The sequence below is a fragment of the Fuscovulum ytuae genome, assembly GCF_029953595.1.
GTDB lineage: Bacteria > Pseudomonadota > Alphaproteobacteria > Rhodobacterales > Rhodobacteraceae > Paragemmobacter > Paragemmobacter ytuae.
Map to the genome: position 1 here is coordinate 339,916 of NZ_CP124535.1, position 25,643 is coordinate 365,558.

Annotated in this window: 27 protein-coding genes, 1 tRNA gene, 1 pseudogene and 1 other annotated feature; of the genes and pseudogenes, 21 read left to right on the plus strand and 8 right to left on the minus strand. The window is 63.4% G+C overall.

Annotated elements, in window-relative coordinates; all coding sequences use genetic code 11:
* The first annotated feature begins 30 nt into the window (after positions 1–30).
* From QF092_RS01665 to QF092_RS01705, 9 genes are all read left to right on the plus strand, one after another.
* A complete protein-coding gene (locus tag QF092_RS01665; protein WP_281466986.1) occupies positions 31–2,553 on the plus strand; it encodes a DUF3772 domain-containing protein in 2,523 nt (840 codons plus the stop codon).
* The gene (locus QF092_RS01670; protein WP_281466987.1) at positions 2,550–3,269 is read left to right on the plus strand and encodes an alanyl-tRNA editing protein; all 720 of its coding nucleotides are present in this window, start codon (positions 2,550–2,552) and stop codon (positions 3,267–3,269) included. The genes QF092_RS01665 and QF092_RS01670 overlap by 4 nt, the downstream gene beginning before the upstream one ends.
* Before the next feature lie 67 nt (positions 3,270–3,336).
* Positions 3,337–3,426 (plus strand) — tRNA-Ser (locus QF092_RS01675).
* A gap of 166 nt (positions 3,427–3,592) precedes the next feature.
* On the plus strand, positions 3,593–3,802 hold the full coding sequence (locus tag QF092_RS01680; RefSeq protein WP_281466988.1) for a hypothetical protein: 210 nt from the start codon (positions 3,593–3,595) through the stop codon (positions 3,800–3,802).
* 226 nt (positions 3,803–4,028) lie between these two features.
* A complete protein-coding gene (locus tag QF092_RS01685) occupies positions 4,029–4,235 on the plus strand; it encodes a cold-shock protein (protein ID WP_281469708.1) in 207 nt (68 codons plus the stop codon).
* A 76-nt stretch (positions 4,236–4,311) separates the two neighbouring features.
* Entirely contained in the window at positions 4,312–4,623 is a 312-nt protein-coding gene (locus QF092_RS01690; protein WP_281466989.1) for a DUF982 domain-containing protein, read from the plus strand.
* 225 nt (positions 4,624–4,848) lie between these two features.
* A complete protein-coding gene (locus QF092_RS01695) occupies positions 4,849–5,067 on the plus strand; it encodes a hypothetical protein (protein WP_281466990.1) in 219 nt (72 codons plus the stop codon).
* Between the two features lie 41 nt (positions 5,068–5,108).
* Positions 5,109–5,495 (plus strand): DUF6481 family protein, encoded by a 387-nt coding sequence (locus QF092_RS01700; protein WP_281466991.1) that lies wholly within the window; start codon positions 5,109–5,111, stop codon positions 5,493–5,495.
* 261 nt (positions 5,496–5,756) lie between these two features.
* A complete protein-coding gene (locus QF092_RS01705) occupies positions 5,757–6,782 on the plus strand; it encodes a fatty acid desaturase (protein WP_281466992.1) in 1,026 nt (341 codons plus the stop codon).
* Positions 6,783–7,051: 269 nt separating this feature from the next.
* Here QF092_RS01705 and QF092_RS01710 read toward each other — a convergent pair whose 3' ends face one another.
* Positions 7,052–7,909, minus strand: a complete 858-nt coding sequence (locus QF092_RS01710) for a universal stress protein (protein WP_281466993.1) — start codon at positions 7,907–7,909, stop codon at positions 7,052–7,054.
* A gap of 10 nt (positions 7,910–7,919) precedes the next feature.
* On the minus strand, positions 7,920–9,410 hold the full coding sequence (locus QF092_RS01715; protein ID WP_281466995.1) for a SulP family inorganic anion transporter: 1,491 nt from the start codon (positions 9,408–9,410) through the stop codon (positions 7,920–7,922).
* A gap of 58 nt (positions 9,411–9,468) precedes the next feature.
* Positions 9,469–9,526, minus strand: a sequence feature (sul1 is cis-regulatory element that is thought to sense ions involved in sulfur or methionine metabolism; They are found in Alphaproteobacteria).
* 227 nt (positions 9,527–9,753) lie between these two features.
* On the opposite strand from QF092_RS01715, the pseudogene QF092_RS01720 reads away from it, so the two are divergent.
* The 6 genes and pseudogenes from QF092_RS01720 to tdh all read left to right on the plus strand — a co-directional run bounded on the left by QF092_RS01720 (position 9,754) and on the right by tdh (position 15,821).
* A pseudogene (locus tag QF092_RS01720) lies at positions 9,754–10,583 on the plus strand (IS3 family transposase).
* A 232-nt stretch (positions 10,584–10,815) separates the two neighbouring features.
* Entirely contained in the window at positions 10,816–11,319 is a 504-nt protein-coding gene (locus tag QF092_RS01725) for a putative pterin-binding protein (protein ID WP_281466997.1), read from the plus strand.
* An 85-nt stretch (positions 11,320–11,404) separates the two neighbouring features.
* Positions 11,405–12,838, plus strand: coding sequence for a protein adenylyltransferase SelO (locus tag QF092_RS01730; protein WP_281466999.1), 1,434 nt, complete (start codon positions 11,405–11,407; stop codon positions 12,836–12,838).
* Between the two features lie 51 nt (positions 12,839–12,889).
* Positions 12,890–13,444, plus strand: coding sequence for a helix-turn-helix domain-containing protein (locus tag QF092_RS01735; protein WP_281467001.1), 555 nt, complete (start codon positions 12,890–12,892; stop codon positions 13,442–13,444).
* A 147-nt stretch (positions 13,445–13,591) separates the two neighbouring features.
* The gene (locus tag QF092_RS01740) at positions 13,592–14,782 is read left to right on the plus strand and encodes a glycine C-acetyltransferase (protein WP_281467002.1); all 1,191 of its coding nucleotides are present in this window, start codon (positions 13,592–13,594) and stop codon (positions 14,780–14,782) included.
* Positions 14,783–14,795: 13 nt separating this feature from the next.
* Positions 14,796–15,821 (plus strand): L-threonine 3-dehydrogenase, encoded by a 1,026-nt coding sequence (gene tdh / locus QF092_RS01745; RefSeq protein WP_281469710.1) that lies wholly within the window; start codon positions 14,796–14,798, stop codon positions 15,819–15,821.
* Positions 15,822–15,926: 105 nt separating this feature from the next.
* Here the strand turns inward: tdh and QF092_RS01750 are convergent, their stop codons facing one another.
* A complete protein-coding gene (locus QF092_RS01750; protein ID WP_281467005.1) occupies positions 15,927–16,508 on the minus strand; it encodes a histidine phosphatase family protein in 582 nt (193 codons plus the stop codon).
* Positions 16,509–16,644: 136 nt separating this feature from the next.
* Here QF092_RS01750 and QF092_RS01755 point away from each other — a divergent pair, with 136 nt between their 5' ends.
* The gene (locus tag QF092_RS01755; protein WP_281467008.1) at positions 16,645–17,760 is read left to right on the plus strand and encodes an ABC transporter ATP-binding protein; all 1,116 of its coding nucleotides are present in this window, start codon (positions 16,645–16,647) and stop codon (positions 17,758–17,760) included.
* Here the strand turns inward: QF092_RS01755 and QF092_RS01760 are convergent.
* The 3 genes from QF092_RS01760 to QF092_RS01770 form a co-directional block, all read right to left on the minus strand.
* A complete protein-coding gene (locus QF092_RS01760; RefSeq protein ID WP_281467010.1) occupies positions 17,750–18,430 on the minus strand; it encodes a helix-turn-helix transcriptional regulator in 681 nt (226 codons plus the stop codon). The two genes, QF092_RS01755 and QF092_RS01760, sit on opposite strands and share 11 nt — an antisense overlap.
* A 31-nt stretch (positions 18,431–18,461) precedes the next feature.
* Positions 18,462–18,845, minus strand: coding sequence for a hypothetical protein (locus QF092_RS01765; RefSeq protein ID WP_281467012.1), 384 nt, complete (start codon positions 18,843–18,845; stop codon positions 18,462–18,464).
* 69 nt (positions 18,846–18,914) lie between these two features.
* On the minus strand, positions 18,915–19,271 hold the full coding sequence (locus QF092_RS01770) for a helix-turn-helix transcriptional regulator (protein WP_281467014.1): 357 nt from the start codon (positions 19,269–19,271) through the stop codon (positions 18,915–18,917).
* A 148-nt stretch (positions 19,272–19,419) separates the two neighbouring features.
* Here QF092_RS01770 and QF092_RS01775 point away from each other — a divergent pair, with 148 nt between their 5' ends.
* From QF092_RS01775 to QF092_RS01795, 5 genes are all read left to right on the plus strand, one after another.
* A complete protein-coding gene (locus QF092_RS01775; RefSeq protein ID WP_281467016.1) occupies positions 19,420–19,656 on the plus strand; it encodes a twin-arginine translocase TatA/TatE family subunit in 237 nt (78 codons plus the stop codon).
* A gap of 101 nt (positions 19,657–19,757) precedes the next feature.
* Complete coding sequence (tatB, locus tag QF092_RS01780) at positions 19,758–20,417, plus strand: Sec-independent protein translocase protein TatB (protein WP_281467018.1); 660 nt, start codon at positions 19,758–19,760, stop codon at positions 20,415–20,417.
* Positions 20,414–21,277, plus strand: coding sequence for a twin-arginine translocase subunit TatC (tatC, locus tag QF092_RS01785; RefSeq protein WP_281467020.1), 864 nt, complete (start codon positions 20,414–20,416; stop codon positions 21,275–21,277). Before tatB ends, tatC begins: the two co-directional genes overlap by 4 nt.
* Complete coding sequence (locus QF092_RS01790; protein WP_281467022.1) at positions 21,274–22,116, plus strand: ATP-binding protein; 843 nt, start codon at positions 21,274–21,276, stop codon at positions 22,114–22,116. Before tatC ends, QF092_RS01790 begins: the two co-directional genes overlap by 4 nt.
* A 63-nt stretch (positions 22,117–22,179) precedes the next feature.
* Positions 22,180–23,460: a hemolysin family protein gene (locus tag QF092_RS01795; protein ID WP_281467024.1), complete on the plus strand. Its 1,281-nt coding sequence runs from the start codon at positions 22,180–22,182 to the stop codon at positions 23,458–23,460.
* Here the strand turns inward: QF092_RS01795 and QF092_RS01800 are convergent.
* Together QF092_RS01800 and QF092_RS01805 are read right to left on the minus strand one after the other, a co-directional pair.
* Positions 23,457–24,323 carry an FkbM family methyltransferase gene (locus QF092_RS01800; RefSeq protein WP_281467026.1) on the minus strand — a complete coding sequence of 289 codons (867 nt, stop codon included), beginning with the start codon at positions 24,321–24,323 and terminating at the stop codon, positions 23,457–23,459. The genes QF092_RS01795 and QF092_RS01800 overlap by 4 nt on opposite strands.
* Before the next feature lie 41 nt (positions 24,324–24,364).
* The gene (locus QF092_RS01805) at positions 24,365–25,603 is read right to left on the minus strand and encodes a peptidoglycan DD-metalloendopeptidase family protein (RefSeq protein ID WP_281467028.1); all 1,239 of its coding nucleotides are present in this window, start codon (positions 25,601–25,603) and stop codon (positions 24,365–24,367) included.
* Positions 25,604–25,643: the final 40 nt, after the last annotated feature.

Consider the following 25,643-nt stretch of genomic DNA (forward strand, 5'->3'; position numbering starts at 1 on the left):
GGGGAAAAGGGCGGCAGATCGCTGCGCAACATGCTGAAGCTGTCCCGGATGGCCGTTCTGGCCGTCCTGCTGACACTGGGCCTTGGCCCCGGCATGGCCCTTGCCCAAGAGCCAGCCGCCCCCAGCGCCGACACCCCCGCCGCCCCGCCCACGGTGACGGTGACGAGGCCCACCGTGACACCCGCGCCCGCCGCGCCCGCGACAGGAACGAACGTCGTCGTCTCAAAAGGATCGGGCAGCAGCAGCGGGCCAGATTACGCGGCATGGGAAAGGCTTGCGGCGCGGGCCGAGTCACTTCTGTCCAATGAAGAGACGGAAGACCGCGGGCTAGAACTGCTTCGTAGCCAGCTTGTGGCCGAACGGACAAAGTTCCTTGCCGCGCAGAACACCAATTCCAGCCGGATCGCCACGGTGCGCGATCAGATCGCCGCCCTTGGCCCCGCCCCCCCAGAGGGCGAGACAGAAGCCCCCGAAATCGCGCAACGCCGCCAGCAACTGGCCGAACGGCTTGTGCAGCTTCAAGCCCCCGGACTGGCAGCAGAAGAAGCCTTCCGCCGCGCCGACGGCCTGATCGGCGAGGTGGACCGAACCCTGCGCGAAAGGCAGGCCAACCAGCTGCTGCAACTCTGGCCATCGCCTGTGAACCCGGCCAATTGGCCTGAGGCTTTGGTCGCCTTGGGCGATGTCACAGTCCGCCTTTGGACGGAAACCACCACACGCTGGACCCGTGGCGACGGGCGACGGGCGCTCTTTGATAACCTGCCTCTGATCGTTCTTCTGACCGCGCTGGGCCTCGCGCTTCTGTCCCAGACCCGACGCATGACGGCAATGGTGCAGGCCCGCCTGCCGCGCCCCCGCGCGGCCCGCGCCCGGCGCGTGATGGCGCTGCTGCTGTCACTTGCCCAGATCGTTTTGCCGACGCTGGGGGCCATTGCCTTGGCCCGCGCGGTGACTGCAACCGGCCTGATCGGTCCTGTCGGGGCCAGCTTGGCCGAGGCACTCCCCGCTGTTGTCTTCGCCTTTGTCGCGGCGAATTGGCTGGGTCAAGCGGTCTTTCCTGTGGAGGAAGGCGAAGACAGTTCAACCGTTCTTCTGGCGGAACGCCGCGCCGAGGGGCGGTTCCTTGCCCGCACCATCGGCCTCGTCCTTGGTGTTGAAACACTGCGTCAGGTTCTGCTGGTCGAGGTGGGCGGAAGCGATACGGCGAATGCCGTGCTCGCCTTCCCGGTGCTTGCCACGATGGCGGTTCTTATCTTCCGCATGGGCCAATTGCTGCGCCGCCATGTCCGCAGCCTGCAACAAGGCGATGAGGGCCTATCCTACGGCCTACGCGTTCTGGGTTTCCTTGCCCGCGCTGTAATGCTGTCCAGCGTGGCCGGCGTCACCCTTGGCGCGGTGGGCTATCTCTCTGCGGCGACGGCGCTGGTCAACCCGTCGGTGATCTCGCTCGGCCTTGTGGCCGTTCTCTTTTTGCTGCAACGGCTTGTGGCTGATCTTTACGGTCTGGTCACCCGGTCCGACGCCGCCGATCAGGAAGGGCTGATCCCCGTGCTGATCGGCTTTGCAATGACCCTTGGATCGCTGCCGATCTTTGCCGTGATCTGGGGCGCGCGCTGGGCCGATATCACCGAATTGTGGCAACGCTTCTTGCAAGGCTTCCAGATCGGCGCGACCCGTGTCTCGCCCACCGATTTCCTGATCTTTGCGGTGATCTTCGGCGCAGGCTATGCCGTGACGCGTGTCTTCCAAGGCGCGCTGCGGGGCACCATCCTGCCACGCACCTCGCTTGATCAAGGCGGGCAGAACGCGCTTGTGTCGGGGGTGGGCTATCTTGGCATCTTCCTTGCCGCGCTGGTCGCCATCAATTCTGCAGGGATCGATCTGTCGGGCCTCGCCATCGTCGCTGGTGCCCTGTCCGTCGGCATCGGTTTCGGCCTTCAGAACATCGTCTCGAACTTCGTCTCGGGCATCATCCTCTTGATCGAACGCCCCGTCAGCGAAGGCGATTGGATCGAGGTGGGGCCCGTCAAGGGCACGGTGAAATCGATCTCCGTCCGCTCTACCCGGATCCAGACCTTTGATCGGTCAGATGTGATCGTGCCCAATGCCGATCTCGTCACCCAGCAGGTAACGAACTGGACACGCTTCAATCTATCGGGGCGCGTCATCGTGCCCATCGGCGTGGCCTTCGGCTCCGACACCCGCAAGGTGGAACGTGTCTTGCGCGAGATCGCCGAGGCACAGCCCTTGGCCGTCCTGAACCCGCCCCCGATGATCGCCTTCACGGGTTTTGGCGCAGATGCGATGAATTTTGAAATCCGGATGATCCTGCGCGACGTGAACTTCTCGGTCAATGTCCGCAGCGAGATCAACCACCAGATCGTCGAACGTTTCGAGGCAGAGGGGATCGAGATCCCCTTCGCCCAAAGCGAAGTGTCGCTGCGCAATGTCGAGGCCTTGGCCGAAGCTTTGCGCGGCATGGTGCCCTTGGGTGCCGAGGCGGCGCGTCCCGCCATCCCCGGCGCAACCGAAACAGGAGGACAGGCAAGATGACCGAATTGCTGTTCCGCGAGGATGCCTATCTGCGCGAGGCAGAGGCGGTAGTAACGGGTCACACCGCCGAGGGGGGTATCCTCTGTGACCGGTCGATCTTCTATGCCACTGGGGGCGGGCAACCGGGCGATTCCGGGCTGATCCATTGGAACGGGGGCCGTCTTGCCATCGCCACGGCGGTCAAGGCCGAAGGCGGGCAGGTGGCGCTGGTCCCGGCCGAACCCGCTGCCATGCCGCCCATCGGCGCGACGGTACGCCAAAGGCTCGACTGGGATCGCCGCCACCGCCACATGCGGGTGCATACGGCGCTGCACCTTTTGTCGGTGGTGATCCCACTTCCTGTGACCGGGGGGCAGATCGGGGCCGAACGCGGGCGGCTGGATTTCGACATGCCCGACCCGCCCGAAGACGTGCAGATGCTGGAAGATCGTCTGAACGCGCTCATCGGGCTTGATCTGCCGGTCACCGAAAGCTGGATCACAGATGACGAACTCGCCGCCAATCCGAGGCTGGTCAAAACCATGTCCGTAATGCCGCCGATGGGGCAGGGCAGGGTGCGTCTTGTGCGCATCGGCACAGGGGCCACGCAGGTGGATTTGCAACCTTGTGGTGGCACCCATGTGGCCCGCACAGCCGAGATCGGGCGCGTCAGCATCGGCAAGATCGAAAAGAAGGGCCGCCAGAACCGCCGCGTGTCCCTGTCGCTCCTTGACTGACAGAAGGCACTAGCCCCTTCTCACCCCCCTTGCGCCCCCGGCAGACAGGCCTTAAGGAAGCCCGCAAGGACAGTTGGCCGAGTGGTCGAAGGCGCACGCCTGGAAAGTGTGTAGGCGGGGAACCGTCTCGAGGGTTCGAATCCCTCACTGTCCGCCACCTTCAGATTGGCAAAACAAAAACTCCTGCTTGAAATCAGGTATATCGGCGAAGTCCATCGCTTCCGGCCTTCAAATTCGACCCGGATTTGACCCGTTCCGATCAGGCGCGTCTTGCAGCCTGCGTGCATTCGAGGCCTGCGTGATAGGGGGCAGGGCGCCGAGTCATGGTTGCGCGCAGCACCCTTGGTCTTCCGAACCTTGTGCGCCTTGTCGTGGCGCTGCGACTGGTTCGTCCCGAAGCGATCATTGGCGTTGCTCTGGCGTTGAGCATGGAGGATGCCGCCATCGAGGCTGTCACGGATACAGAGATCATCTTCAGGGACGCGCGCCAAGCGGTTCGGGATCTGGATTGGATGCACCAACTTGGGTCGTGAAAGAGAACCATGCATCCCGCTGAACGAATAGTTCGCAGCAATAACAGTCGCTAAGGGGGCGGAAGTGCAACTTTGCAATTCCTATTCTAGTAATGGTCCGCCTTTTACACTATGTATTGCGAGCATCTTCTGTTCTTCGAACCTGTCCCTCTAGGCTCAGCTTTGGAATTTCAGCTTTGCCTGGCCGTCGCATTTCGTGGGCGGCACCTATAAAGGGAATATCACGATGGCCAATGGCACCGTGAAGTGGTTCAACTCTACCAAGGGTTTCGGTTTTATTGCACCCGAAAGTGGGTCTAAGGACGTGTTTGTCCATGCTACCGCTCTGGAACGTGCGGGTATTCATGGCCTTAACGACGGCCAAGCCGTTTCGTTCGATCTGGAGCGTGACCGCAATGGCCGCGAGTCGGCCACAAATCTTGCTCTCGCCTGACGATCGGGCACTCGGATTGAAAAACAGGGGCCGCATTACTGTGGCCCCACTCTGTTAAGAACGATCCAGACGCAGCTTGCGTTTTCGTTCAAGATACAAGAAAGACAACGCGTTGATCGAAATTAACTGGGGGCGCCCCCTTTCCTTTGTAATGTCTCCTGAAGGAGACGTACAGACATTCAGCACGATCGAACAAGCAAGACACTGGTTGCTAAGAAAATGGCCGATTGCCGATGATGCACGTCTGATTGCGCTACAGCAGGTCGATGCCGCCATGAATTGTCTTGTGCCTGTTGGCGTTGCACGACGTGCCTTCGCCGCTGCGGCCAAGTCAGCAGGCTTCATCCCAGAAGAACTTGTGGGCTACACCGCTCGTCGTGCCGCCTAGTCATCCAGCATTCGTTGGTGAACATGGTGCATCTGATCCAGACGAACTTTCCTATGAAAAGATCGGCGGTGCATTGAACAGACCTAGCCAGCGCGCCATTGGATCCGATCCACCGTTCTGGAAATCCGGATGCTTTGATTTCTTTGCGTGTGGCGAAGTCGTATTTGATGAGGTGTCAGTCTTTTCTGTTTCGCCTCCTCAACAACATTGCAATCGGAGATAAAAATGGCTGAGACAATGAGCAAAGCACGGAAGATTGCGGAAATGGCTTTCGAAAAAACGCAGTCGCAGTTTCTGGACCGTACGCGCGCTGTGCGAGAATGGGACGCAGAGATTTCTGCGCATGTAGAAAAAACCAGCCGACTGAGAATAGCGCGCTTGGAAAGAGAACAGGCGGGAAAGCAAGTGGCCCGTCTGTCAGTAAAGAACATGAAATCGGTCTGACAGATACGTGTCGACCTTGAGGTATCAATAGAGAAACCAGCATGATAAAAGTCAAAGAATACGCGGATCGCAAAAGCGATGCGGCAAATGCCAAAGCTGCATTGCTGGAGAAATTCAGAAGCGCGGCCAAGGCGCCGGGTCTGGCCAAGAAGCTGGCTGTCCGTGACGAGGTGGCGCGGTTGCGCGACGTGCGGCTTGCCGCTCGCAAAGCGGAAAAGCAGGCAGAGCAGCAGATCGAAGCTGCCAAGGCCGCCGCAGTGATCGAGACAGAGATGCAGCGTCGGGCGGAGGAAGCGGCCTTGATCGAGGCGAAGCAATCGGCACAAGCCAGACGGATAGCGCTTGTCCTGTCCGACGAAGCCGCGCGCAAGGCCGCACGGGACCTGCGCTACGCAAAGCGCAAGGCCGTGCAACTGGGTGCCCGTTAGGTCATTAAAAGGGGCACATGGGGGGCCGTCGGCACAGGGGCGCCAAACATACAGTGCTTTCGGTGCCGCGACGTGATTTGAGCAGCCAGAGGTCGCTGCTTGCGTTGCCGCCGCCTGCCGATTTTTGGGGGCTGACTACCCTTCTGCCAGGTTGCAGAAAAGGGCGGTTCACTGTAGGTGCCATGCTGTGCTTGTGTGCGATCAGCGCCCACAGTTTATTGTCGCCAGGGCCGGCGTTCCGGCAACAGTCTGTAAGCCGAGATGATCGACCCAAGTGATGATGCCGCCAAGCGGTCTGCGCGAGAATGGCTTTCTGTTCTTGCGCGTTACCGTGATCCTTCGACCCGTCGCAGCTTGTTTGAACTCGCCGCGACGCTTCCGCCCTTTGTCCTGATCTGGGTTCTGGCATGGAAGGCCATGTCCGTCAGCCCATGGTTGGCGCTGGCGCTGGGGTGCCTGAATGGGCTCTTCTTGGTACGTATCTTCATCATCCAGCATGATTGCGGACATGGTGCTTTCCTGCGGAACCGCAGGCTGCAGGATTGGATCGGACGTATCCTCGGTGTCCTGACGCTGACCCCCTATGCCGTGTGGCGCCGTACCCACGCCATCCACCACGCCCATCACGGTGATCTGGACCATCGCGGGATCGGCGATGTTACCACCCTGACGGTGGGGGAGTACCGTGCCCGCAGCCCGCTCGGGCGGTTCATGTACCGGCTTTACCGTCATCCCTTCGTGCTGTTCGTTCTGGGACCCAGCTATCTATTCATCTTGCAGAACCGCGTGCCGCTGGGGCTCATGACTCAGGGTTGGCGCTATTGGGCATCGGCCATGGGCACCAATGCGATGATCGGGATCGCTTTGGCCCTTATCGTATGGTTCGGAGGCAGCTTGCCGGTGCTGGTGATTTTCCTACCCACTTTGGTCGTTGCTGCGACATTGGGTGTTTGGCTGTTCTACGTGCAGCACCAGTTCGAGCAAACCCACTGGTCAAAGGGGGTTGATTGGGATTTGCACAACGCCGCTCTTGAAGGCAGTTCGCACTATGTGCTTCCGCAACCGTTGCGCTGGCTGTCGGGCAATATCGGCATCCATCATGTGCATCATCTTTACAGCCGTATCCCGTTCTACCGCTTGCCCGAGGTCATTCACCACCATGCCGAGCTTGCCGATGTTCAGCGCCTGACCATCCGTGACAGCCTCCGCACGGTAAGACTGCATCTGTGGGACGAAGAACAAGATAAGCTGATTTCCATCCGTGAGGCGCAAGAACGCTACCTGTAGAGCCCGAAACCGAAGTTTTCGCAGGTCACGCGTGACGAAGGTCAGCAGAGGGGGCGAAGCGGACATTTGCCGCTGCGGCTGAGATGGTTCTAGCGCCCTGAGCAGATACGGCGCTCTCGGCCCCATGATGGACGTTCATTCCTACACTTGTTGACTTAAAACCGCATGCAAGCATTTACAGAAAAAGGAATTCTTGCAGCCGCTCAGCCGGCAATGTCCCTTTGATGGACCATGCAAGGGTCGAGCCCTCACTTGGGTCGATCGCGACATCAGCGGATCAGGAGGACAGGCACCTTGCAGGACCGTACCATCTCGGTCGTGGTAGAGCCAATGATCAGGCTGCGGATGCGGCTGTGGCCGTAAGCGCCCATCACAAGCATGTCGAGCTGCACCTCGTCTATGAACGTGCTGAGGGCAGTTTCCGGCTGACCGGGTAGGATTGAGGTTTCGGCTTCGATGCCAGCTGCGCTGAGCCGAGCCTTGGCTTCCGCAAGCCCTTTGGTTGCCGCAGGGGTGGCATCGCCCACGGTGACGACATGCACGGACAGGCCCTGAAACAAAGGGCTGCGCGCGATATGATCAACGGCCTTTGCCGCGGATGCGCCACCGTCATGGGCGATCAGCACTTTCGAGATCGGCTTGAAGGCACGCGCGGCGACAAAGACGGGCTTGTGGCTGGCCCGCACGATGCGTTCGAGGTTAGACCCAAGATGTCCCTTGGCGAAGTCCGCCGCCTCGCCCCGCTTGCCGATCAGGATCAGGCCCGCCTCGCGCTCCACCTCAGCCACCGTCTCGACAATGTCGCCGTGGCGCAGACGGGTGGTGACATCGGCCACGCCGGCCTGCCGGACAAGCGCTTGGGCATCATCAAGTATTGCGCGCCCGCGTTGGCTGATCAGCTTGGCGCGTTGCGCATCCAGTTCCGCGAGCTGCGTGAGCAGCGTGGTCCGCGCTCCAAGGGCGATGGCCCCCGAATGGTCGTCCGTCGGCGCGGCCTCGCGTCGGCCCAACACGTGAACCAGTTCCACGGACGATCCCGTGTGGCTTGCGATCCATGCGGCATGTTCACAGACAGAGGCCGCATAGATCGACCCGTCCACCAATGCGATGATCTTATCCTGTGTCATTCCCGCCCCCTCAATGCGCCGCCAGCTTGTCGATCGCACCCGGCTTGTCGTGGATGGCCAGCCGGTCGACGATGGTTTCCGACGCTTCGTTCATTCCGACGATCTCGACCTCTGCCCCGTCGCGGCGGAATTTCAGCACCGCCATGTCCAGCGCCTGCACGGATGAGATGTCCCAGATATGCGCGCGGCTGACATCGATAACGACGCGCTCCAACGCCTCCTTAAAGTCGAAGGCGGCCATGAAATCCTCGACCGAGCCGTAGAAAAGTTGGCCTTCGACGACATAAGTCCGCACCCGCCCGTCGGTTGAGGCGGTGGAGGTAACCTTGAAGAGCTGCGCGATCTTTCCGGCGAAGAAAATGCCCGAAAGCAGCACGCCCACCAGCACGCCGATGGCGAGGTTGTGGGTCCAGACCACAGTCACCACCGTCGCCAGCATCACGACCGAGGATGAACGCGGATGCGTCATTAGGTTGGCAATGGAGGACCATGAAAAGGTGCCGATCGACACCATGATCATGATGGCGACAAGCGCAGGCATTGGGATCTTTCCCACCCAGTCGCCAAGGAAAACCACCAGCACCAAAAGCACCGCACCCGCGACAAAGGCCGAAAGCCGCCCACGACCGCCGGATTTTACGTTGATCATGCTTTGGCCAATCATGGCGCAACCAGCCATCCCCCCGATGAAGCCGGTTGCTGCGTTGGCGATGCCCTGACCGATGCATTCCTGATTTCGGTCCGACTTCGTGTCCGTCAGATCATCAACAAGGCTCTGTGTCATCAGGCTTTCCAGCAGCCCGACCACGGCGATGGCCAGCGAATAGGGCAAGATGATCGTCAGCGTTTCCAGCGTCAGCGGAACGTCGGGGATCAGAAAGACGGGCAGCGTATCCGGCAATGCCCCCATATCGCCCACGGTTCGGACATCCCAGTCGAAGAACAGGCTGAGGGCGGTCAGGATGATGATGGTGACAAGTGGCGAGGGAACGGCCTTGGTCACCCGCGGGAAGAGGTAAATGATCGCCAGACCCGCCGCGACCAGAACGAAGGTCAAGGGTGTCACCACGCGCGGGTCCAGTTCCGGCAGCTGCGCCATGAAGATCAGGATGGCAAGTGCGTTAACAAAACCTGTCATCACGGATTTCGACACGTAGCGCATGACAAAGCCAAGACGCAGCAGGCCCATTGCAATCTGGATAACACCTGTCAGCACCGTTGCCGCCAGCAGGTATTCAAGCCCGTGATCCCGCACCAGCGTGACCATAAGGACAGCCGTGGCCGCCGTCGCCGCCGAGATCATCCCAGGACGCCCGCCGACAAAGGCGATCAGGACAGCGATGGAAAAGCTGGCATAAAGACCAACCTTCGGGTCAACCCCCGCGATGATCGAAAAGGCGATCGCCTCAGGGATCAGGGCAAGCGCCACGACGAGACCTGAAAGCACATCACCACGCATGTTGCCGAACCATTCAGTCCGGTATCTGTCGATTGAAAACATGTGATCTTTCCTGAACGGCCCTTGGCATAGGCCGCCTTCCGTCATTCGGGTTTGTTCAGGTTGTCCGGCGGATCGGCGGCCAGAAGAGCCAGCCGGGGATTGCACCCGGCTCCTTGTTCACTGCATGCGTCACTAGCCTGAAAGTCAGGCGATGCCAACCTTTGTGTCCGCGTTAGGATCTGACACCTGTCGAAATCATTGCGGTTCACGACGCCACGTTGATGTGTGGTCTTGGTCCAGATGAACGAAGAACCCGAGGAAGCGAGCTCCTCCCCGAAAATCGGACAGTGACGAAAGCTATGATCTGACCTCTGCTGGTCTCCAAGAACGAGGCGATCAGGACATGAAGAAACGCAGGAACCACGACGCTGGGTTCAAGTGCCTCATGCCGCTGGAAGCCGTGAAGGGCGAACGCACGGTGTCGGAACTGGCCGCCGATACGGCGTGCATCCGACGATGATCCACCAGTGGAAGAAGGCGGTGCCGGACGGCGCGGCGGATATCTTCGCGCGGGGCGGCAAGAAGGCCCCCGCGGTCGATGAGGATACGGAGCAGGCGCTGCCCGCGAACGTCTGCTGCCGATCTACCGGAAGCCCGTCACAAGCCGACCCGCGAAGGGACAAAAGACCTACCCCTAATCTCCTCGGCGGCTTGCGGGTGGACCGGCCCAACCAAGTCTGCTGCGCCGACATCACCTACCTGCCCATGCGAAAGGGCTTCCTCTATCTGGTCGCCATCATGGACTGGCACACTCGGAAGGTTCTGGCCTGGCGCATCTCAAACACGCTGGAGGCGGACTTTTGCGTCGAGGCGCTGAACGAGGCCATCCACAAGTTCGGCCCGCCCGAGATTATGAATGCCGATCAAGTCAGCCATTTCACATCCTTCGCTTGGACCGATCGGCCAAAACGGGTCGGCACCTGGATCTCGATGGATGGCAAGGGCCGGAGCATCGACGGTATCTTCATCGAAAGGTCCGAAGGACGGCGGTCCTTGAATTATGTTTGGGTCTCCCTGCACGCTTGGGAAACCGGATCAAAGGCTCGGGCTGGCATCGCAGCTTGGATCACCTCCTACAACCACCAGCGGCCCCATGCCGCCCATGGCGGTCAACCGCCCGCCTTGGTCTACGTCAAAGCATCCCAAACCGATCAGAAGAGCCAGGCAGCTTAAATCACCCGGAAATCTGCCCAGAGATCGGGGGGGCTCAGGCTCGCATTCGATGCGTCGGGTAAAGGGGTCGATCCAGCCTTCGCCCAGGCCGTTCAGGTCACATCCCTGGCCATTGCCGCATCTTACGTCGTTGTTGCTTACGATTGTGCGTGTAATCGGCATCTACCCCTAAAGAATAGCTGGCCATGCGCCCAAGGTCCGCTAAGCTGATAGCGTCGCCACTGGAGGGACCATGCTGCCGCTTCGTGGACTGCTCTGTGCAGGACTGCTTCTTGTCGCAACCCAGGCAGGGGCGCAGGATTTGCCTGCGCCTGCGCATGATGTGGTGCTTACCGTCACTGGACTGATCTCGAAAACCAACAGTGATGGCGACGCGGTGTTTGATGTCGCCATGTTGCAGGAGATGGACCCGATCCAGATTGAAACGACAACGATCTGGACCGAAGGACCGCAGGTCTTCGAAGGGGTTCTTCTGTCGCGGCTGATCGATGAATTGGGGGCCGGAGGCAGCGTCATCGCCGCGTCGGCGCTGAATGACTACACGGTCGAAATCCCGCTTTCCGATGCCGTTCCAGACGGGCCGATCCTTGCATTTGCGCAAAATGGCGCGCCGCTTTCGGTGCGGGACAAGGGGCCGCTTTGGGTCATCTATCCCTATGATGCCAAGGCCGAATATCATTCGGAACTGATCTATGCCCGCTCTATCTGGCAGGTAAAGCGGATGGAGTTTCGCTGATCCCTCCGCTTGCCCCCGCTGCCGCCAACGCCCATATCTGCGGCATGTGGGGCCACGCCGTCTGACGCGTGGCGGAAAGGGCAGCATGACCATCGCCTTCGACAACTCATGGGTCCGCGACCTGCCCGGAACCTTTCTGTCCGTGCAACCCGCCCCGGCCCCGGCGCCGCGCCTTCTGGTGTTCAATCGCACCTTGGCAGGGTCGCTGGGCCTTGATCCCGATGCGCTAGAGGCCATGGCGGCTGAGGTGTTTTCCGGCAACCGCCTGCCAGAAGGGGCCGACCCTGTGGCGCAGGCCTATGCGGGCCATCAATTCGGCGGCTTTTCCCCGCAGCTGGGCGATGGCCGCGCGCTTCTGATGGGGGAGGTCATCGCTCCCGATGGCCGCCGCTTCGATATTCATCTGAAAGGGTCGGGCCGTACGCCCTTTGCGCGTGGTGGGGATGGCAAGGCCGCTGTCGGCCCAATGCTGCGCGAATATCTGATGGGTGAGGCGATGGCTGCGTTAGGCATCCCCACCACCCGCGCGCTGGCCGTCGTGGCCACAGGTGCCTCGGTGCTGCGTGAAACCGAATTGCCGGGGGCGGTGCTGGCCCGTGTGGCCGCAAGCCATATCCGTGTGGGCAGCTTTCAATTCTTCGCTGCGCGTGGCGACCATGCGCAGGTCAAGCGGCTGGCCGATTACACCATCGCCCGCCATGATCCCGATCTGCTGGGGGCGGACAACCCCTATCTTGCGCTCTTCGACGCCGTCATCGCGCGTCAGGCCCGCCTTATCGCGCAATGGATGGGGGTGGGTTTCATCCATGGCGTGATGAATACCGACAATATGGCGCTTTCGGGAGAAACCATCGACTACGGCCCCTGCGCCTTTATGGAGGGCTATGCGCCGGGCACAGTCTTTTCCTCCATCGATCATGGCGGACGCTATGCCTATGCCAATCAGCCGCTGATCCTTGGCTGGAACCTTGCCCGTCTGGCCGAGGCGCTGCTCCCCCTCTTCGATACGGATCAGGACCGGGCAGTGGACAAGGCCAATGCGGCACTGGAAGGCATCGCCGCGCGCTATCGCGCCGAATGGGTGGCGGTGATGCGTGCCAAGCTGGGCCTTGCCGGGGCCGAGGACGGCGATGGCGCGCTGGCTGACGGCCTTCTGGCCGCGATGGAAGGGCAGGGGGCGGACTGGACGCTCACCTTCCGCCGCCTTGCGGATGCCGTGGGCGGCGATGCCACGGGCATCGCGCCCCTCTTCGGCAACCCGTCAAGGCTGCTGGATTGGCTGCCCCGCTGGCAGGCCCGCCTCGCCCCTGATGCCGAGGCCCGTATCCGCGCGGCCAATCCCGCCGTGATCCCGCGCAACCACAAGGTTGAAGAGGCACTGAATGCCGCCACCGCCGGCGACATGGACCCGTTCCACGCCCTCCTTGCCGCCGTGACCCGACCCTATGACGCGGCAGAGCCCTATATGCTGCCCGCCCCGCAGGGGTTCGGCCCGCATGTCACCTTCTGCGGCACCTGACGGCCGCAAGCCACGTTGACGCAGACGCCGTCGCACTGCATCGTCACCGCCATGAATGCGCGTTCCGATATCCATGACCGACTGGCCGCCTCTCTGCGCGAGGCGCGCAAGGCGCGCGGCTTGTCGCTGGATGCGGTGGCGAAATTGTCGGGCGTCTCCCGGTCGATGGTCAGTCAGATCGAACGCGGCGAAAGCTCGCCCACCGTGGCCACGCTTTGGAACCTGACGCAGGCCTTGCAGGTGGATTTCGCGGGCCTTCTCGAAGGCCGCCCCGCTCCGGGGATCGAGATCACGCGCGCCAGCGCCGCCCCCGTCATCGCCCGCAGCCCCGGCGTCCGCATCCGTATCCTTTCCCCCGCCGAAGCCGTAGGGGAACATGAGGTCTATGACCTTTCGTTCGAACCCGGCGCCGCTCTGGTCTCCGACCCGCATTCCCCCGGCTGCCGCGAACATCTGACCGTGGTGGAAGGCGCGCTTTCGGTGCAATCGGGAGAGGATGCCGAAGACCTTGGTCCCGGAGACACCGCGCGCTATGCCGCCGACCGCCCGCATGCCATCCGGGCCGGGGCCAAGGCGCGGGCGATCTTGATCGTGCAGGGGTCCTGATCCCTCGGCCTTGCACAGGCTGAACGGGCGGATTTGAGTATTTGGGCCAAGATGAAGCGGCATTTCCGTTTTCACGGAGGCCGTTCCGTGATATTGACATAGTGGCCAGCCTCGCGATAAATCCGTCAAAACGGAGGGATATCCGCCATGTCGGACAAGTCGGCCTTTCTTTCCCACTTGACCACGGTCCTTGACGGGATCGACCGCGACGGTCTGACCAAGCGGGAACGTCTCATCACCGGCCCGCAGGGGGCGATGGTCGCCATGGGCGGGCGACGGATGCTGAACCTCTGTGCCAACAATTACCTTGGCCTTGCCGACGACCCCCGCCTTGTCGCGGCGGCCGAGGCCGCGATGAAGGATCATGGCTATGGCATGGCCAGCGTCCGCTTCATCTGCGGCACGCAGGACATTCACCGCGCGCTGGAAACCCGGTTGGCCCGTTTCCTCGGCACCGAAGACAGCATCCTCTTTGCCGCCTGTTTCGATGCCAATGGCGGCCTCTTCGAACCGCTCCTTGGCCCGGAAGATGCCGTCATCTCAGACGCGCTGAACCATGCCAGCATCATCGACGGCATCCGCCTTTGTAAGGCCCGCCGCTATCGCTATGCCAATTCCGACATGGCCGATCTTGAGGCGCAATTGGTAAAGGCGCGCGACGAGGGCGCACGTTTCATCCTGATCGCGACCGATGGCGTCTTTTCCATGGATGGCTATCTGGCGAAACTGCCCGAAATCACTGCGCTGGCGGACCGCTTTGGCGCCTTGGTCATGGTGGATGATTGCCACGCCACAGGCTTCATGGGGCCAAAAGGGCAGGGAACGCCTGCCCATTTCGGGGTAAAGGTCGATATTCTGACTGGCACCTTGGGCAAGGCGCTGGGCGGCGCGCTGGGCGGCTATGTCGCCGGACCCCAGCCCGTGATCGACCTTCTTCGTCAGCGGGCGAGGCCCTATCTCTTTTCCAACGCTCTGCCCCCTGCGGTGGTGGGGGCGGCTCTTGCCGCGTTGGATATCGTCGAGGGGGCCAATGACCTGCGCGCCCAGCTTTTCGCCAATGCCGCCTATTGGCGCGCGGGGCTTGAGGCCGCAGGGTTTCGCCTCCTGCCGGGGCAGCATCCCATCGTGCCCGTCATGCTGGGCGAGGCGCAGCTTGCGCAGGCCATGGCGCGCGAACTGGCGGAAAGGGGCGTGCATGTCGCGGGCTTCTTCTTCCCCGTCGTGCCGCAGGGGCAGGCACGCATCCGCACGCAGATGAACGCGCGGCTGACGCAGGACGATCTGGATTTCGGGCTAGAGGCTTTCACGAAGGCCGGTCGCGCGCTGGGGGTGATCTGACATGACCAATGAAATGAAGGCGCTTGTGAAATCCCATCCCGAACCGGGCCTCTGGATGGAAACCCGCCCCGTGCCGGAGATCGGCCCCGATGACGTGCTGATCCGCATCCGCAAAACCGGCATCTGCGGCACCGATATCCATATCTGGAACTGGGATGACTGGGCCGCCCGCACCGTGCCCGTGCCCCTTGTGACCGGCCACGAATTCGCGGGCGAGATCGTGGAGATCGGCCGCAATGTTGAAGGCCTGACCATCGGCCAGCGCTGTTCGGGCGAAGGCCACCTGATCGGTCGCCAATCCCGCCAATCGCGGGCGGGCAAGTTCCACCTCGACCCGGCCACGCGCGGCATCGGGGTGAACGAACAGGGGGCCTTTGCGCAATATCTGCGCCTGCCCGCCTTCAACGTCGTCCCCCTTCCGGATGCGATTGATGACGAGATCGGGGCGATCCTCGACCCCCTCGGCAATGCCGTTCACACGGCCCTCTCCTTTGATCTGGTGGGCGAAGATGTGCTGATCACCGGCGCAGGCCCCATCGGCATCATGGCCGCCGCTGTCGCCCGCCATGTGGGGGCGCGGCATGTGGTGATCACCGATGTGAACCCCGCGCGTCTCGCATTGGCCGCCGCGGTGGCCGATGTCACGCCCGTCGATGTGACGAAGGAACACCTCGCCGACGTCAAGGCGCGGCTGAAGATGACTGAAGGTTTCGATGTGGGCATGGAGATGAGCGGCAATCAAGCCGCGCTCGACCAGATGGTCGAGGCCATGGTGATGGGCGGCCGCATTGCCATGCTGGGCATCCCCCCCGGCAAAAGCCCCGTGGATTGGAGCCGGATCGTCTTCAAGGCCATCACCATCAAGGGCGTCTATGGGCGCGAGATTTTCGAGACATGGTACAAGATGATCGCCATGCTGGAAAACGGCCTTGATGTGCGCAAGGTCATCACCCACCGTTTCAAGGTGGATGATTTCCGCGACGGGTTCATGGCGATGAAATCGGGCCTTTCCGGCAAGGTTGTGCTGGATTGGACCTGACGGTGCCTTCGGGCGGGCGTTGTAGGGGGCGTTCCGCCCCCTCGGCCTTCGGCCTCACCCCCTGAGAGTATTTTTCACCAAGATGAAGATCAGCCGAAGAGAGGATCAGGGCAGGGGCAAATCCACCGCCGCCCCGCTGTCGATGTCGAATAGCACTGCCCCGCCGGAGGCGACCGTGCGCCCCGTGATGGCGGTGATCACCACCTGATGGGTGACCATCACGGTCAGCCCCGCCTCTGCGCCCTCGGGCAGGTCGGCCAGCCTTGCGTTCAAGCGGTCCAGCGTCGGTTGCCGGGCATCCGGGTTGCCGAAAAACGAATTCAGCCCCGGCTCCTCCACCACTTCGCCAAGGTCCAAGAGGGCTGCCGTATCCCGCGCCCGGCACCATTCTGAGGTCATTACCCCCGTGATCTGCAGTCCGCTGTCCCGCAGGGCCTGCCCGATGGCGCGGGCCTGCGCGCGCCCATCTTCTGAAAGGTTGCGCTGCGTGGCGCAATCCCGCAGCCGAAAGCCCGAAGGATCACCCGTTCCGGGGGCCAGCGCATGGCGCAGAAAGATCACATCCGCGCCGATCCCTTGGGCCAAGGCGGCGGGATAAGGCCACTCGGCACGGGCGGGCAGGGCCATCACTAGGGCGATCACTGGGGCGATCACTGGGGCGATCACGGCCAAGGTGACATGGTGCATGGAAACCTCTTGTTTATCGATGCACCACATAGGGCGTTGCAGCGCCTTTGCCCCTCACGATTGGGTTAGCCCGCGCGGCTTGCCCCGCCGCGTCTGGCCTGCTAGGGACAATCCCGATCAATTTGCTTGGGAACCCATGCCCACCCCTCCGCCCGACCGTCATCCCTCACGACAGGACCAACCCCGCCTTCAGGTGGCCGGATTGACCCGCGCCTTCGGTGGCAGGCCCGTCGTGGATGACGTGTCGCTTTCGGTGGCGGCAGGGCAGGTGACCTGCCTTCTCGGCCCCTCGGGCTGCGGCAAATCCACCACCCTGCGCATGATCGCCGGGGTGGAACAGCCCGATACCGGCACCATCCGCATCGACGGCACCGAAGTCTGTCGCCCCGGCCTTTCGCTGCCGCCCGAAGCGCGTTCGGTAGGCCTGATGTTTCAGGACTTCGCGCTGTTCCCCCATCTCAGCGTGGCGCAGAACGTGGCCTTCGGCCTGTCGGGCGACAAGGCGGCCAAGGCCGCGCGGGTGGGCGAACTTCTGGAACGGGTCAACCTCGCGGGCTATGGCGACAAGCATCCGCATCAATTGTCGGGCGGCGAACAGCAGCGCGTGGCGCTGGCCCGCGCGCTGGCCCCGCGGCCGCGCGTCATGCTGATGGATGAACCCTTTTCCGGCCTCGACAATCGCCTGCGCGACGGCATCCGCGACGCGACGCTTGACCTTCTCAAGGAAGAAGGCACCGCCGTCCTTCTTGTGACCCATGAGCCGGACGAGGCGATGCGCATGGCCGACGAAATCGCGCTGATGCGCGGCGGGCGGATCGTGCAGCGCGGCGCGCCCTACAACATTTACAACGCCCCGGTCGACAAGGCGGCGGCGGCGTTCTTTTCGGATATCAACGTGATCCGCGGCACGTCGCGCGGGGCGCTGACCGATACGCCTTTCGGCGCCTTCCTGACGCCCGGCCATGCCGACGGTGGCGAGGTGGAGATCGTCATCCGCCCCCAGCATCTGAAGATCGACTTCGATCGCGGTGGTCGTGGGCCGAACCCCACCGTGGCCGATGGCACCCCTGCGCGCGGCCTTGTTCAGCGCGCGCGTTATCTGGGCCGCGAAAGCCTTGTCGAATTCCGCATGGATCATGATGGGTCGATCCTGACCGCCTCGGTTCCCGGCGTCTTCCTGCCCAAGACGGGCACCGCCCTTTGGCTGATGATCCGCCGCGACCGTTGCTTCGTTTTCCCCGTCAGCCGCTGATCCCCGCTTTTGCGCGCCACGCCGCCAGATCGCGCCCCGGTTCTGGCAGCGCCGCCCGGCCCGTGTCGCGCATCTCGACGATCCTATCGACGCGAAAGCTGCGGAAATCCTCGCGCGCCTCGCACCATGTGGCCAAGGTCCAGACGCGCCCCCAGAATTCCAGAACAAGCGGCCGGACAGCCCGCACCGTTTCTCGCCCCTCGGCATCCGCATAAGCGATCTCCAGCACCGACCCCAACCGGATCGCGCGCCGCAGGTCCGGCAAATGCCGGGCTGCGGCCAGCGCCTCCGTTCCCGGAAAGATCCAGACCGGGGGATCGGCCCGCCCTGCTCGTGAAGACGGAAGCGCCGCCATGATCTTTCCCGACAACCGCGCCGCCGCACCCGCCATCCCCGGATCGGCCCCTTCCGCCAACAGCCGAAGGGCCAATGCCAGCGCCTCTGTCTCATCCTCGGTCAGGGTCAGGGGCGGCAGCGTGATCGGTTCGCGCAGGATGTAGCCCACGCCCCGCTCCCCTTCGACGGGCAGGCCCGAGGCGATCAGCGTCGCCATGTCCCGCCACAGCGTGCGGGTGGATACTTCCAGCCGCTCGGCCATGTCGCGGGCGGTGTGCAGCCGCCCGTCGCGCAGGATCTGGATCAGGTCGAAAAGGCGGTCGGTGCGGCGCATGGGCAAAGGGTGGCGGGGCAGGGCGCGCAGGTCAATCCATCGCGAAGGTCAGCAGGTCATGCCGCATCACAATGCTTTCGGGGTCAATCAAGGCCATGAAAGGGCCAAAGGCGGGGGCCGCCATCATCGCCTCTGCCGCCGCCTGCGCCGCGGCAAGGTCGCGCCATTCAACCCAATCGGTCCAGACCCCATCCGCTCCGCGCAAGAGCCTGCGGTTCAGGAAACCGGGCTGGCCGCGCAAGGGGGCCTCGGTCGCGCGCGCGGCTTGGACAAAGACCGACTCATCCGCCCCAGCGACAAGGCGAAAGGTCACCACCTCGACGCAGCGGGACGCCGCCCCCCGCGCGCCCTCCGCCGGGGCAAGGGTCGGGGCAAAGGCAAAGGCTGCTGCAAGGATCAGGGCCGGGCGCATCATGTTTCTCCTGTGAAAACTCCGATGCGCCCCTTGTGACAGGGTCCAACTGACAACAGCCTGGCAGTAGCCTTACCCCTCTGGCCCAATCCCCGCCTGCGGCATCAGGGTGGCCACCTTGGTCAGCAGGTTCCGCGCCGCCCGCGCGCGCGGATTGGCGTCATCCTCGGCCACATGGCGCAGCCCTTCGACCAGCGCCTCCATCTCGTCATGGCTCATCAGCGTGGGGGGCAGCATCAGAGGCGACCGCAGGATATAGCCCAGCCCCCGCTCACCCTCGACCGGCAGGCCGGTCCGCGCCATCATCTCCATGTCGCGCCAGATGGTGCGCGTCGATACGCCCACCGCCTGCGCCAGTTCCGCCGCCGTATGCAGCCGCCCGTCGCGCAGGATCTGGATCAGGTCATAGATGCGGTCGTCACGCTTCATCAGGGGACTCCAAGGGGCAACTGACAAAATACTGTCAGTTGAACGTCACGAAAACCCCCCTTTCCCTTTGAAGCTGCCCGCGCCACGCCCTATTCATTCCCGTCAGACATGGGTCGGGCCGGGATCGGCCCAAGGAATGGAGCGGATCATGTTCAACAATATCGGGCCGATGGGCCTTATCCTGATCGCCGTCGTCGTGCTTGTGCTTTTCGGGCGCGGCAAAGTCTCGTCCCTGATGGGCGAAGTGGGCAAGGGCATCACTGCCTTTAAGAAAGGTGTGAACGACGGCAAGGCCGAGCTTGACGCCGAAGCCTCCGACGCCGCGCGCGACGTCACGCCCCCCGCCGCTACCGCGAGCGCTGCCGCCGACAAGGACAAGGCCTAAGCTGTTCCGGGATCGGCTGTCCCGCCTTTGGGACAGGGCGGCCGACAAGGATGCAGCGCGCCCCGCACCGTTGCCGGGTTTGAAGAACAAGAGGTAAGGCGATGAATTTCGGCTGGGCCGAACTGATGATCATCGGGGTCGTGGCGTTGATCGTCATTGGCCCCAAGGATCTGCCCGAAATGTTCCGCACGCTTGGCCGCTTCACCGCCAAGGCGCGGTCGATGGGGCGCGAATTCTCGCGGGCGATGGAACAGGCCGCCCGCGACAGCGGCGTGGATGAGGTGGCCAAGGACCTCAAGGACATAAAGACCGCCACTTCGCCCCGCGCGATGGGGCTGGAGGCCGTGAAATCCGCCGCCGACAAGTTCGAAAAGTGGGACCCGCTGAAGAACGCGGCCAAACCCACCACGCCGCCGCCCAAGATGCCCGTGCCGCCGCCCATGCCCGCGGCCGTGCCGCCCACCCCCGCTATGGCGGCCGCCGCGACCGAAGCTGCACCCGCCGCGGCCGCCACTGCAAAACCGCTTGGCCCCGCGACGCAGGCCCTTGCCGACAAGCAGGCCAAAAAGGCTGCCATCGCCCGCGAGGCGGCAGAAAAACTGCGCGCCGTGGATGTCGAACCCGCCGCCGCAGCGCCGCGTAAGGCTGCCGCCAAGGCCGCGCCCAAAGCGGCCAAGCCGGCAGCCACGACAGACGCCCCCAAGACACCAAAGACGCCCAAGCGCAGCGCCGCAGCCAAGGCACAGGACAAGACAGAATGAATGCCAGCCCCGATGACATCGACGACAGCTCGGCCCCGCTGATCGAACATCTGGCGGAGCTTCGGACGCGCATCCTCTACTCCTTGGCGGCTTTCGTCGTGGCGATGGTGATCTGCTTCACCGTCTGGAACCCGATCTTCAACTTCCTCACCCACCCGATCTGCGAGGCGCTTGCCGACCGCCAACAGGATTGCGGCCTTGTCCTGATCAAGCTTCAGGAAGGCTTCTTCGTCGCCGTCCGCATCTCGGTTCTGGGGGGATTCGCGTTGGCCTTCCCGGTCATCGCCTATCAGATGTGGCGCTTCGTGGCGCCGGGCCTGTACCGCACGGAAAAGCAGGCTTTCCTGCCTTTCCTCGTGGCCTCCCCTGCGATGTTCATCGCAGGCGCATCCTTCGCCTATTACGTCGTCCTGCCCATCGCCTTCAATTTCTTCCTGAACTTCCAGCAGAACTTCGGCGGCGATGCCACCACAGGCACGGTCGGGCCGGATGCGCCCGCGGGCATCGTGTTCCAAGGGTCGATGGAACAATATCTGTCGCTCACCACCAGCTTCGTCATGGCCTTCGGCCTTTGCTTCCAGCTGCCCGTTCTACTGACGCTGATGGGCAAGGCGGGGCTTGTCTCGTCGCGCGGTTTGGCGGGGATGCGCCGCTATGCCATCGTGCTGATCCTCTGCGTCGCGGCCCTCGTCACCCCGCCCGATGTCATGTCGCAGCTGATCCTGTTCGGCGCGATCTACCCGCTTTACGAAGTGTCGATCTTCCTCATCCGCCGGATCGAGAAAAAGCGCGAGGCGCAGATGCGCGCTGACGGCACATGGGTCGATGATGAGGCAGACGAGGATACACCCAAGGCATGACCGAAGACGCCCTGACCCGCATCGCCGCCGCGCTCGAGCGGATGGCACCCGCCCCCATGCCCGCCCCCGATTTCGGGGCCGAGGCCTTTGTCTGGCACACCGCGCCTGATCGTCTGGAACCCGTTGCGCGCGTCTCCCGCGTGGACCTGTCGCTTTTGGTGGGCGTCAACCGATCGCGCGACACGCTTTTGGAAAACACCCGTCACTTCGCGGCAGGCCTGCCTGCCAACAACGCCCTTCTCTGGGGCGCGCGTGGGATGGGGAAATCCTCACTGGTCAAGGCCGTCCATGCCGCCGTCCGCGCCGAAGGACACGATCTGAAGATCGTCGAACTCAGCCGCGAGGATCTGCCCTCCGTCACCCGGCTTCTGGCGCATCTGCGCGCGGCGCCCCATCTGCGCTTTGTCCTTTTCTGTGACGATCTGTCGTTCAGCCATGATGACCAGCATTACAAAAGCCTGAAGGCCGTGCTGGATGGCGGCATCGAAGGGCGGCCCGAAAACGTGCTGTTTTACGCCACATCGAACCGCCGCCACCTCATGCCGCGCGACATGATCGAAAACGAACGCTCTACCGCCATCACGCCGTCCGAGGCGGTTGAAGAGAAGGTTTCGCTCTCCGATCGTTTCGGCCTCTGGCTTGGCTTCCACCCCTGCTCGCAGGATGAATATCTCGACATGATCCGCGGCTATTGCACCGCCCATGGCGTGCGGGTGCCTGAGGATCGGCTTCATGCCGAGGCAGTGGAATGGCAGGCCACGCGCGGCTCCCGCTCTGGCCGCGTGGCGTGGCAATTCTTCTGCGATCTGGCCGCGCGCGAAGGTGTTCGCATCGGTTGACCCCTTGCGGAGCAGGGGGGCGATCCCCTATCTCCGCTGCTTCCGGTTGTTCTCAAGGGCGCTATGCTTACCGAAATCCTCATCGTTCTCGGCCTCATCCTGTTGAACGGTGTTCTTGCGATGTCCGAACTCGCCATCGTCTCGGCCCGCCCCGCGCGCCTCAAGCCGATGGAGGGCAAATCGCGCGGCGCGGCCACGGCCTTGCGTCTGGCAGAAGATCCCGGTCGCTTCCTCTCCACCGTGCAGATCGGCATCACCATGGTGGGCGTCCTGTCAGGGGCCTTTTCTGGCGCAACGCTCGGCGCGCGCTTGTCGGGATGGCTTGTCACGCAAGGGATGGATGACGACCTTGCCGCCACCTTTGGCGTTGGCGGCGTGGTCATCGTGCTGACCTACCTCTCGCTGATCGTGGGCGAACTGGTGCCCAAGCAACTCGCCCTTCGCAACCCCGAAGCCGTCGCCATCCGCGTCGCCCCGGCCATGCGCCTTCTGTCGCTTATTGCTGCCCCGGTGGTGTGGTTCCTTGACCGTTCCGGCAAGGTCCTCCTCTGGCTGCTGGGTGCGCGCGGCGATGGCGGCGCCAAGGTGACCGAGGAAGAGGTGCATTCCCTTCTGACCGAAGCCCATCAGGAAGGCATCATCGAAGAGGAAGAGCGTGAGATGCTCGCCGGTGTCATGCGCCTTGCCGACCGCTCGGCCCGCGCCCTGATGACCCCCCGGCACGAGGTGCAGATGCTCGACATCACCGCGAGCCCTGCCGAAACCGTCGCCGCCATCCGCCGCATCGGTCGCCCCCGCATGCCCGTGCAGAACCCCGAAACCGGCGAAGTCTTGGGCATCATTCTATTGGCCGAAGCGTTTGACGCCCTCTCGCGCAAGCAATCCCTCGACCCTGCGCGCCTTCTGCGTGAAGTGCCGGTCGTGTCGGACATGACCGATGCGCTGGATGTGATGGATATCCTGCAAGGCAGCGACCATCACCTTGCACTGGTCTATGACGAATACGGCCATTTCGAAGGCATCATCACCTCTGGCGACATCCTTGAGGCGATCACCGGCACCGTCGCCACGCAAAGCGACGCCGAACCCGCCCTGATCGAACGCGAGGATGGCAGCCTCCTCGTCTCCGGCTGGATGCCCGCCGATGAATTCCTCGACCGCGTCGGTCTGCCGCGCGATCTGGCGGGGGGCTATGAAACCGTGGCGGGGCTTGTCCTCAACCTCTTTGGCCGGATGCCCAATCTGGGCGAAGGGATGCCCGCCGAAGGCTGGCGGTTCGAGGTGGTGGATTTCGACGACCGCCGCATCGACAAGGTCATGGTCAGCCGTCAATCTTCACCCTAGACCCTGACCCAGGCCCAGACGCCATTGCGCGACTGCTCTTCATCCATCGCAAAGCCCTGCGCTGCCAGCAATTCGCGGCATTCCCGCATGCCGGGGCGGCCATAGACATCGCGGTGAAACTCTCCCACCACGATCTTGACCGCCGACAGATCGGCATGGCGCAGAAAGTCCAGCTCGGCCCCTTCGATATCCATCATGATCGCGTCATGCGGAAACTCCGCCGCCAGATCGGCGTAACGCAGCACCGGTACAGCCACGGGCTTTGCCTCTCCGCCATCTGGCGGAAGGATGGAGACACCAACGCCATTCTCCCGCAAGAACAGCTCCACGCTCTCAGCCGCATCCGGGGCCGACAGCACGACGGCATTCCGCAGGCTTATCACCTCTGACAGCCCGTTATGGGAATGCAACGCCCTTATCGCCTCCATCGCCCTCGGATCGGCCTCTACCGACAGCATGGCCGCCGGGGCAAGCTGACGCGCCAGCACCGCGCCGACGATCCCCGTGCTTGCGCCCAATTCAAGGATGCGCGCCCCTTTCGGAATGCAGGCCAGCGCCGCCCTGATCTCGCGCGCCTCATAGCGCCCCTCGTCGATGGCCTGCCGCAGGGCCGCATCCAGATGCGGCGCCGCAGGCACTTCGATCCCATGAAGACGCGCCACGATTGTCACAGCTGGCGCCGGGGCAGGGGGTGCTACAATCTCGCGCAACACGGCCTTTGCTGCCGCAGCCGCCGCTGCTGTGCCCCCGGCCGTCACCGCCTTGACTTGGGGCGTCGCCGCCGCTTTCACCCCGGATTTCCCGGCGTAAGGGCGGCTCATGGCCTTGCCCTTGCGGGCAGGCGAGGTCTTGGTCTTTGCCATGGCAAGGCCTTTCTCACAGAAACTGGTTACTCAGGTGCGGGTTACTTCAGGAAAGGCATCGGGTCCGTGCTGGCCGCACCACGGCGCACCTCGAAATGCAGGAAGGACGGGTTGCCCGACCGCACATTGGCGATGGTCTGGCCCTTGGTCACGCGGTCGCCCTTCTTCACGGTCGTCCCCGCCACACCGGCATAGACGGTCAGCAGACCGCCCTCATGCCGGATCACGATGATCGGCGTCTGTGCCGTATCCTGCGTGATCGCCGCCACCGTGCCCGCTGCCGCCGCCTTCACAGGCGTGCCTGCCGGGGCCGCGATGTCGATCCCCTCATTCTTCGGCGGCTCATAGCCGCGGATGATGTTGCCCGCCACAGGCATGGCGAATTGCGCGGCCGAGGACGCGGTGCGCTGCTGCCCCAGATCAGGCGAGGCTGGGCGATCCTGCGCCGCCTGCGCCGCAGGTTTCGTCTCCTCCGCCGGAAGCGGCTTTGCCGCCGAAGGCGGCGTCGGCGTCGGCGATCCTTGCCCCGGCGCGGTCACCACCTCGACCGGTTTTTCCGGCGGGGCGCCCGATGGCGTCGGGATCATCAGATATTGCCCTTCGCGCACCGCAAGGTCCGGCCCCAGCCCGTTCCAATCCGCCAAAGACCGGGCCGAGACATTGTAGGTCCGCGCGATCGAGAAGGCGGTTTCCCCCCGCTTCACCTGATGCCGCGTCGGGGCCATCGCGCCAAGACGGCTGTCATCGGGTGCTGCCGCCGCTGCCGCCGGGGCCGAGGACGGGCTGCTTTGCACCCGGTCCAGCGCCGTCGTCGCGATAGAGGTGACACTCACCGCCCCCGCAGTCGGCAAGGGGGCCGCCGCGACATTGCCGCCGCCGATCACACCACCCGCGCCCGCGCCGCTGCCTGCGGCCGCCACGCGGCGTGGCAGGGCCAGCACTTCGCCATCGCGCAAAGGCGCATCGGGCTGGATCGCATTATAGCTGGCCAATTCGCCCGGGTTCAGCCCGACCCGTGCCGCAAGGCTTGTCACCGTATCCCCGCGACGCGCCACGGCCACCTGATAGCCCGGATAGCTGATCACGCCATTCGCATCGGGGCTGGGCCGCGCCGCCGTCGCCTGTCGGGCCGCTGCCGTTGTGTCCAAGGTATTGGCCCCGCCCCGGAAATCCCAATCCAGATCGTTCAGCATGCCGGGCTGTCCCCCCGTGCAGGCCGAAAGCGCCAAAAGCGCGGTGGTCAGTCCGATGGCGCGCAGCCGGAAGGATGCCGTGGTCATGCTCTGCCTTGCCTCTCTGCCTGTCCGGGTTGTTGCCCCG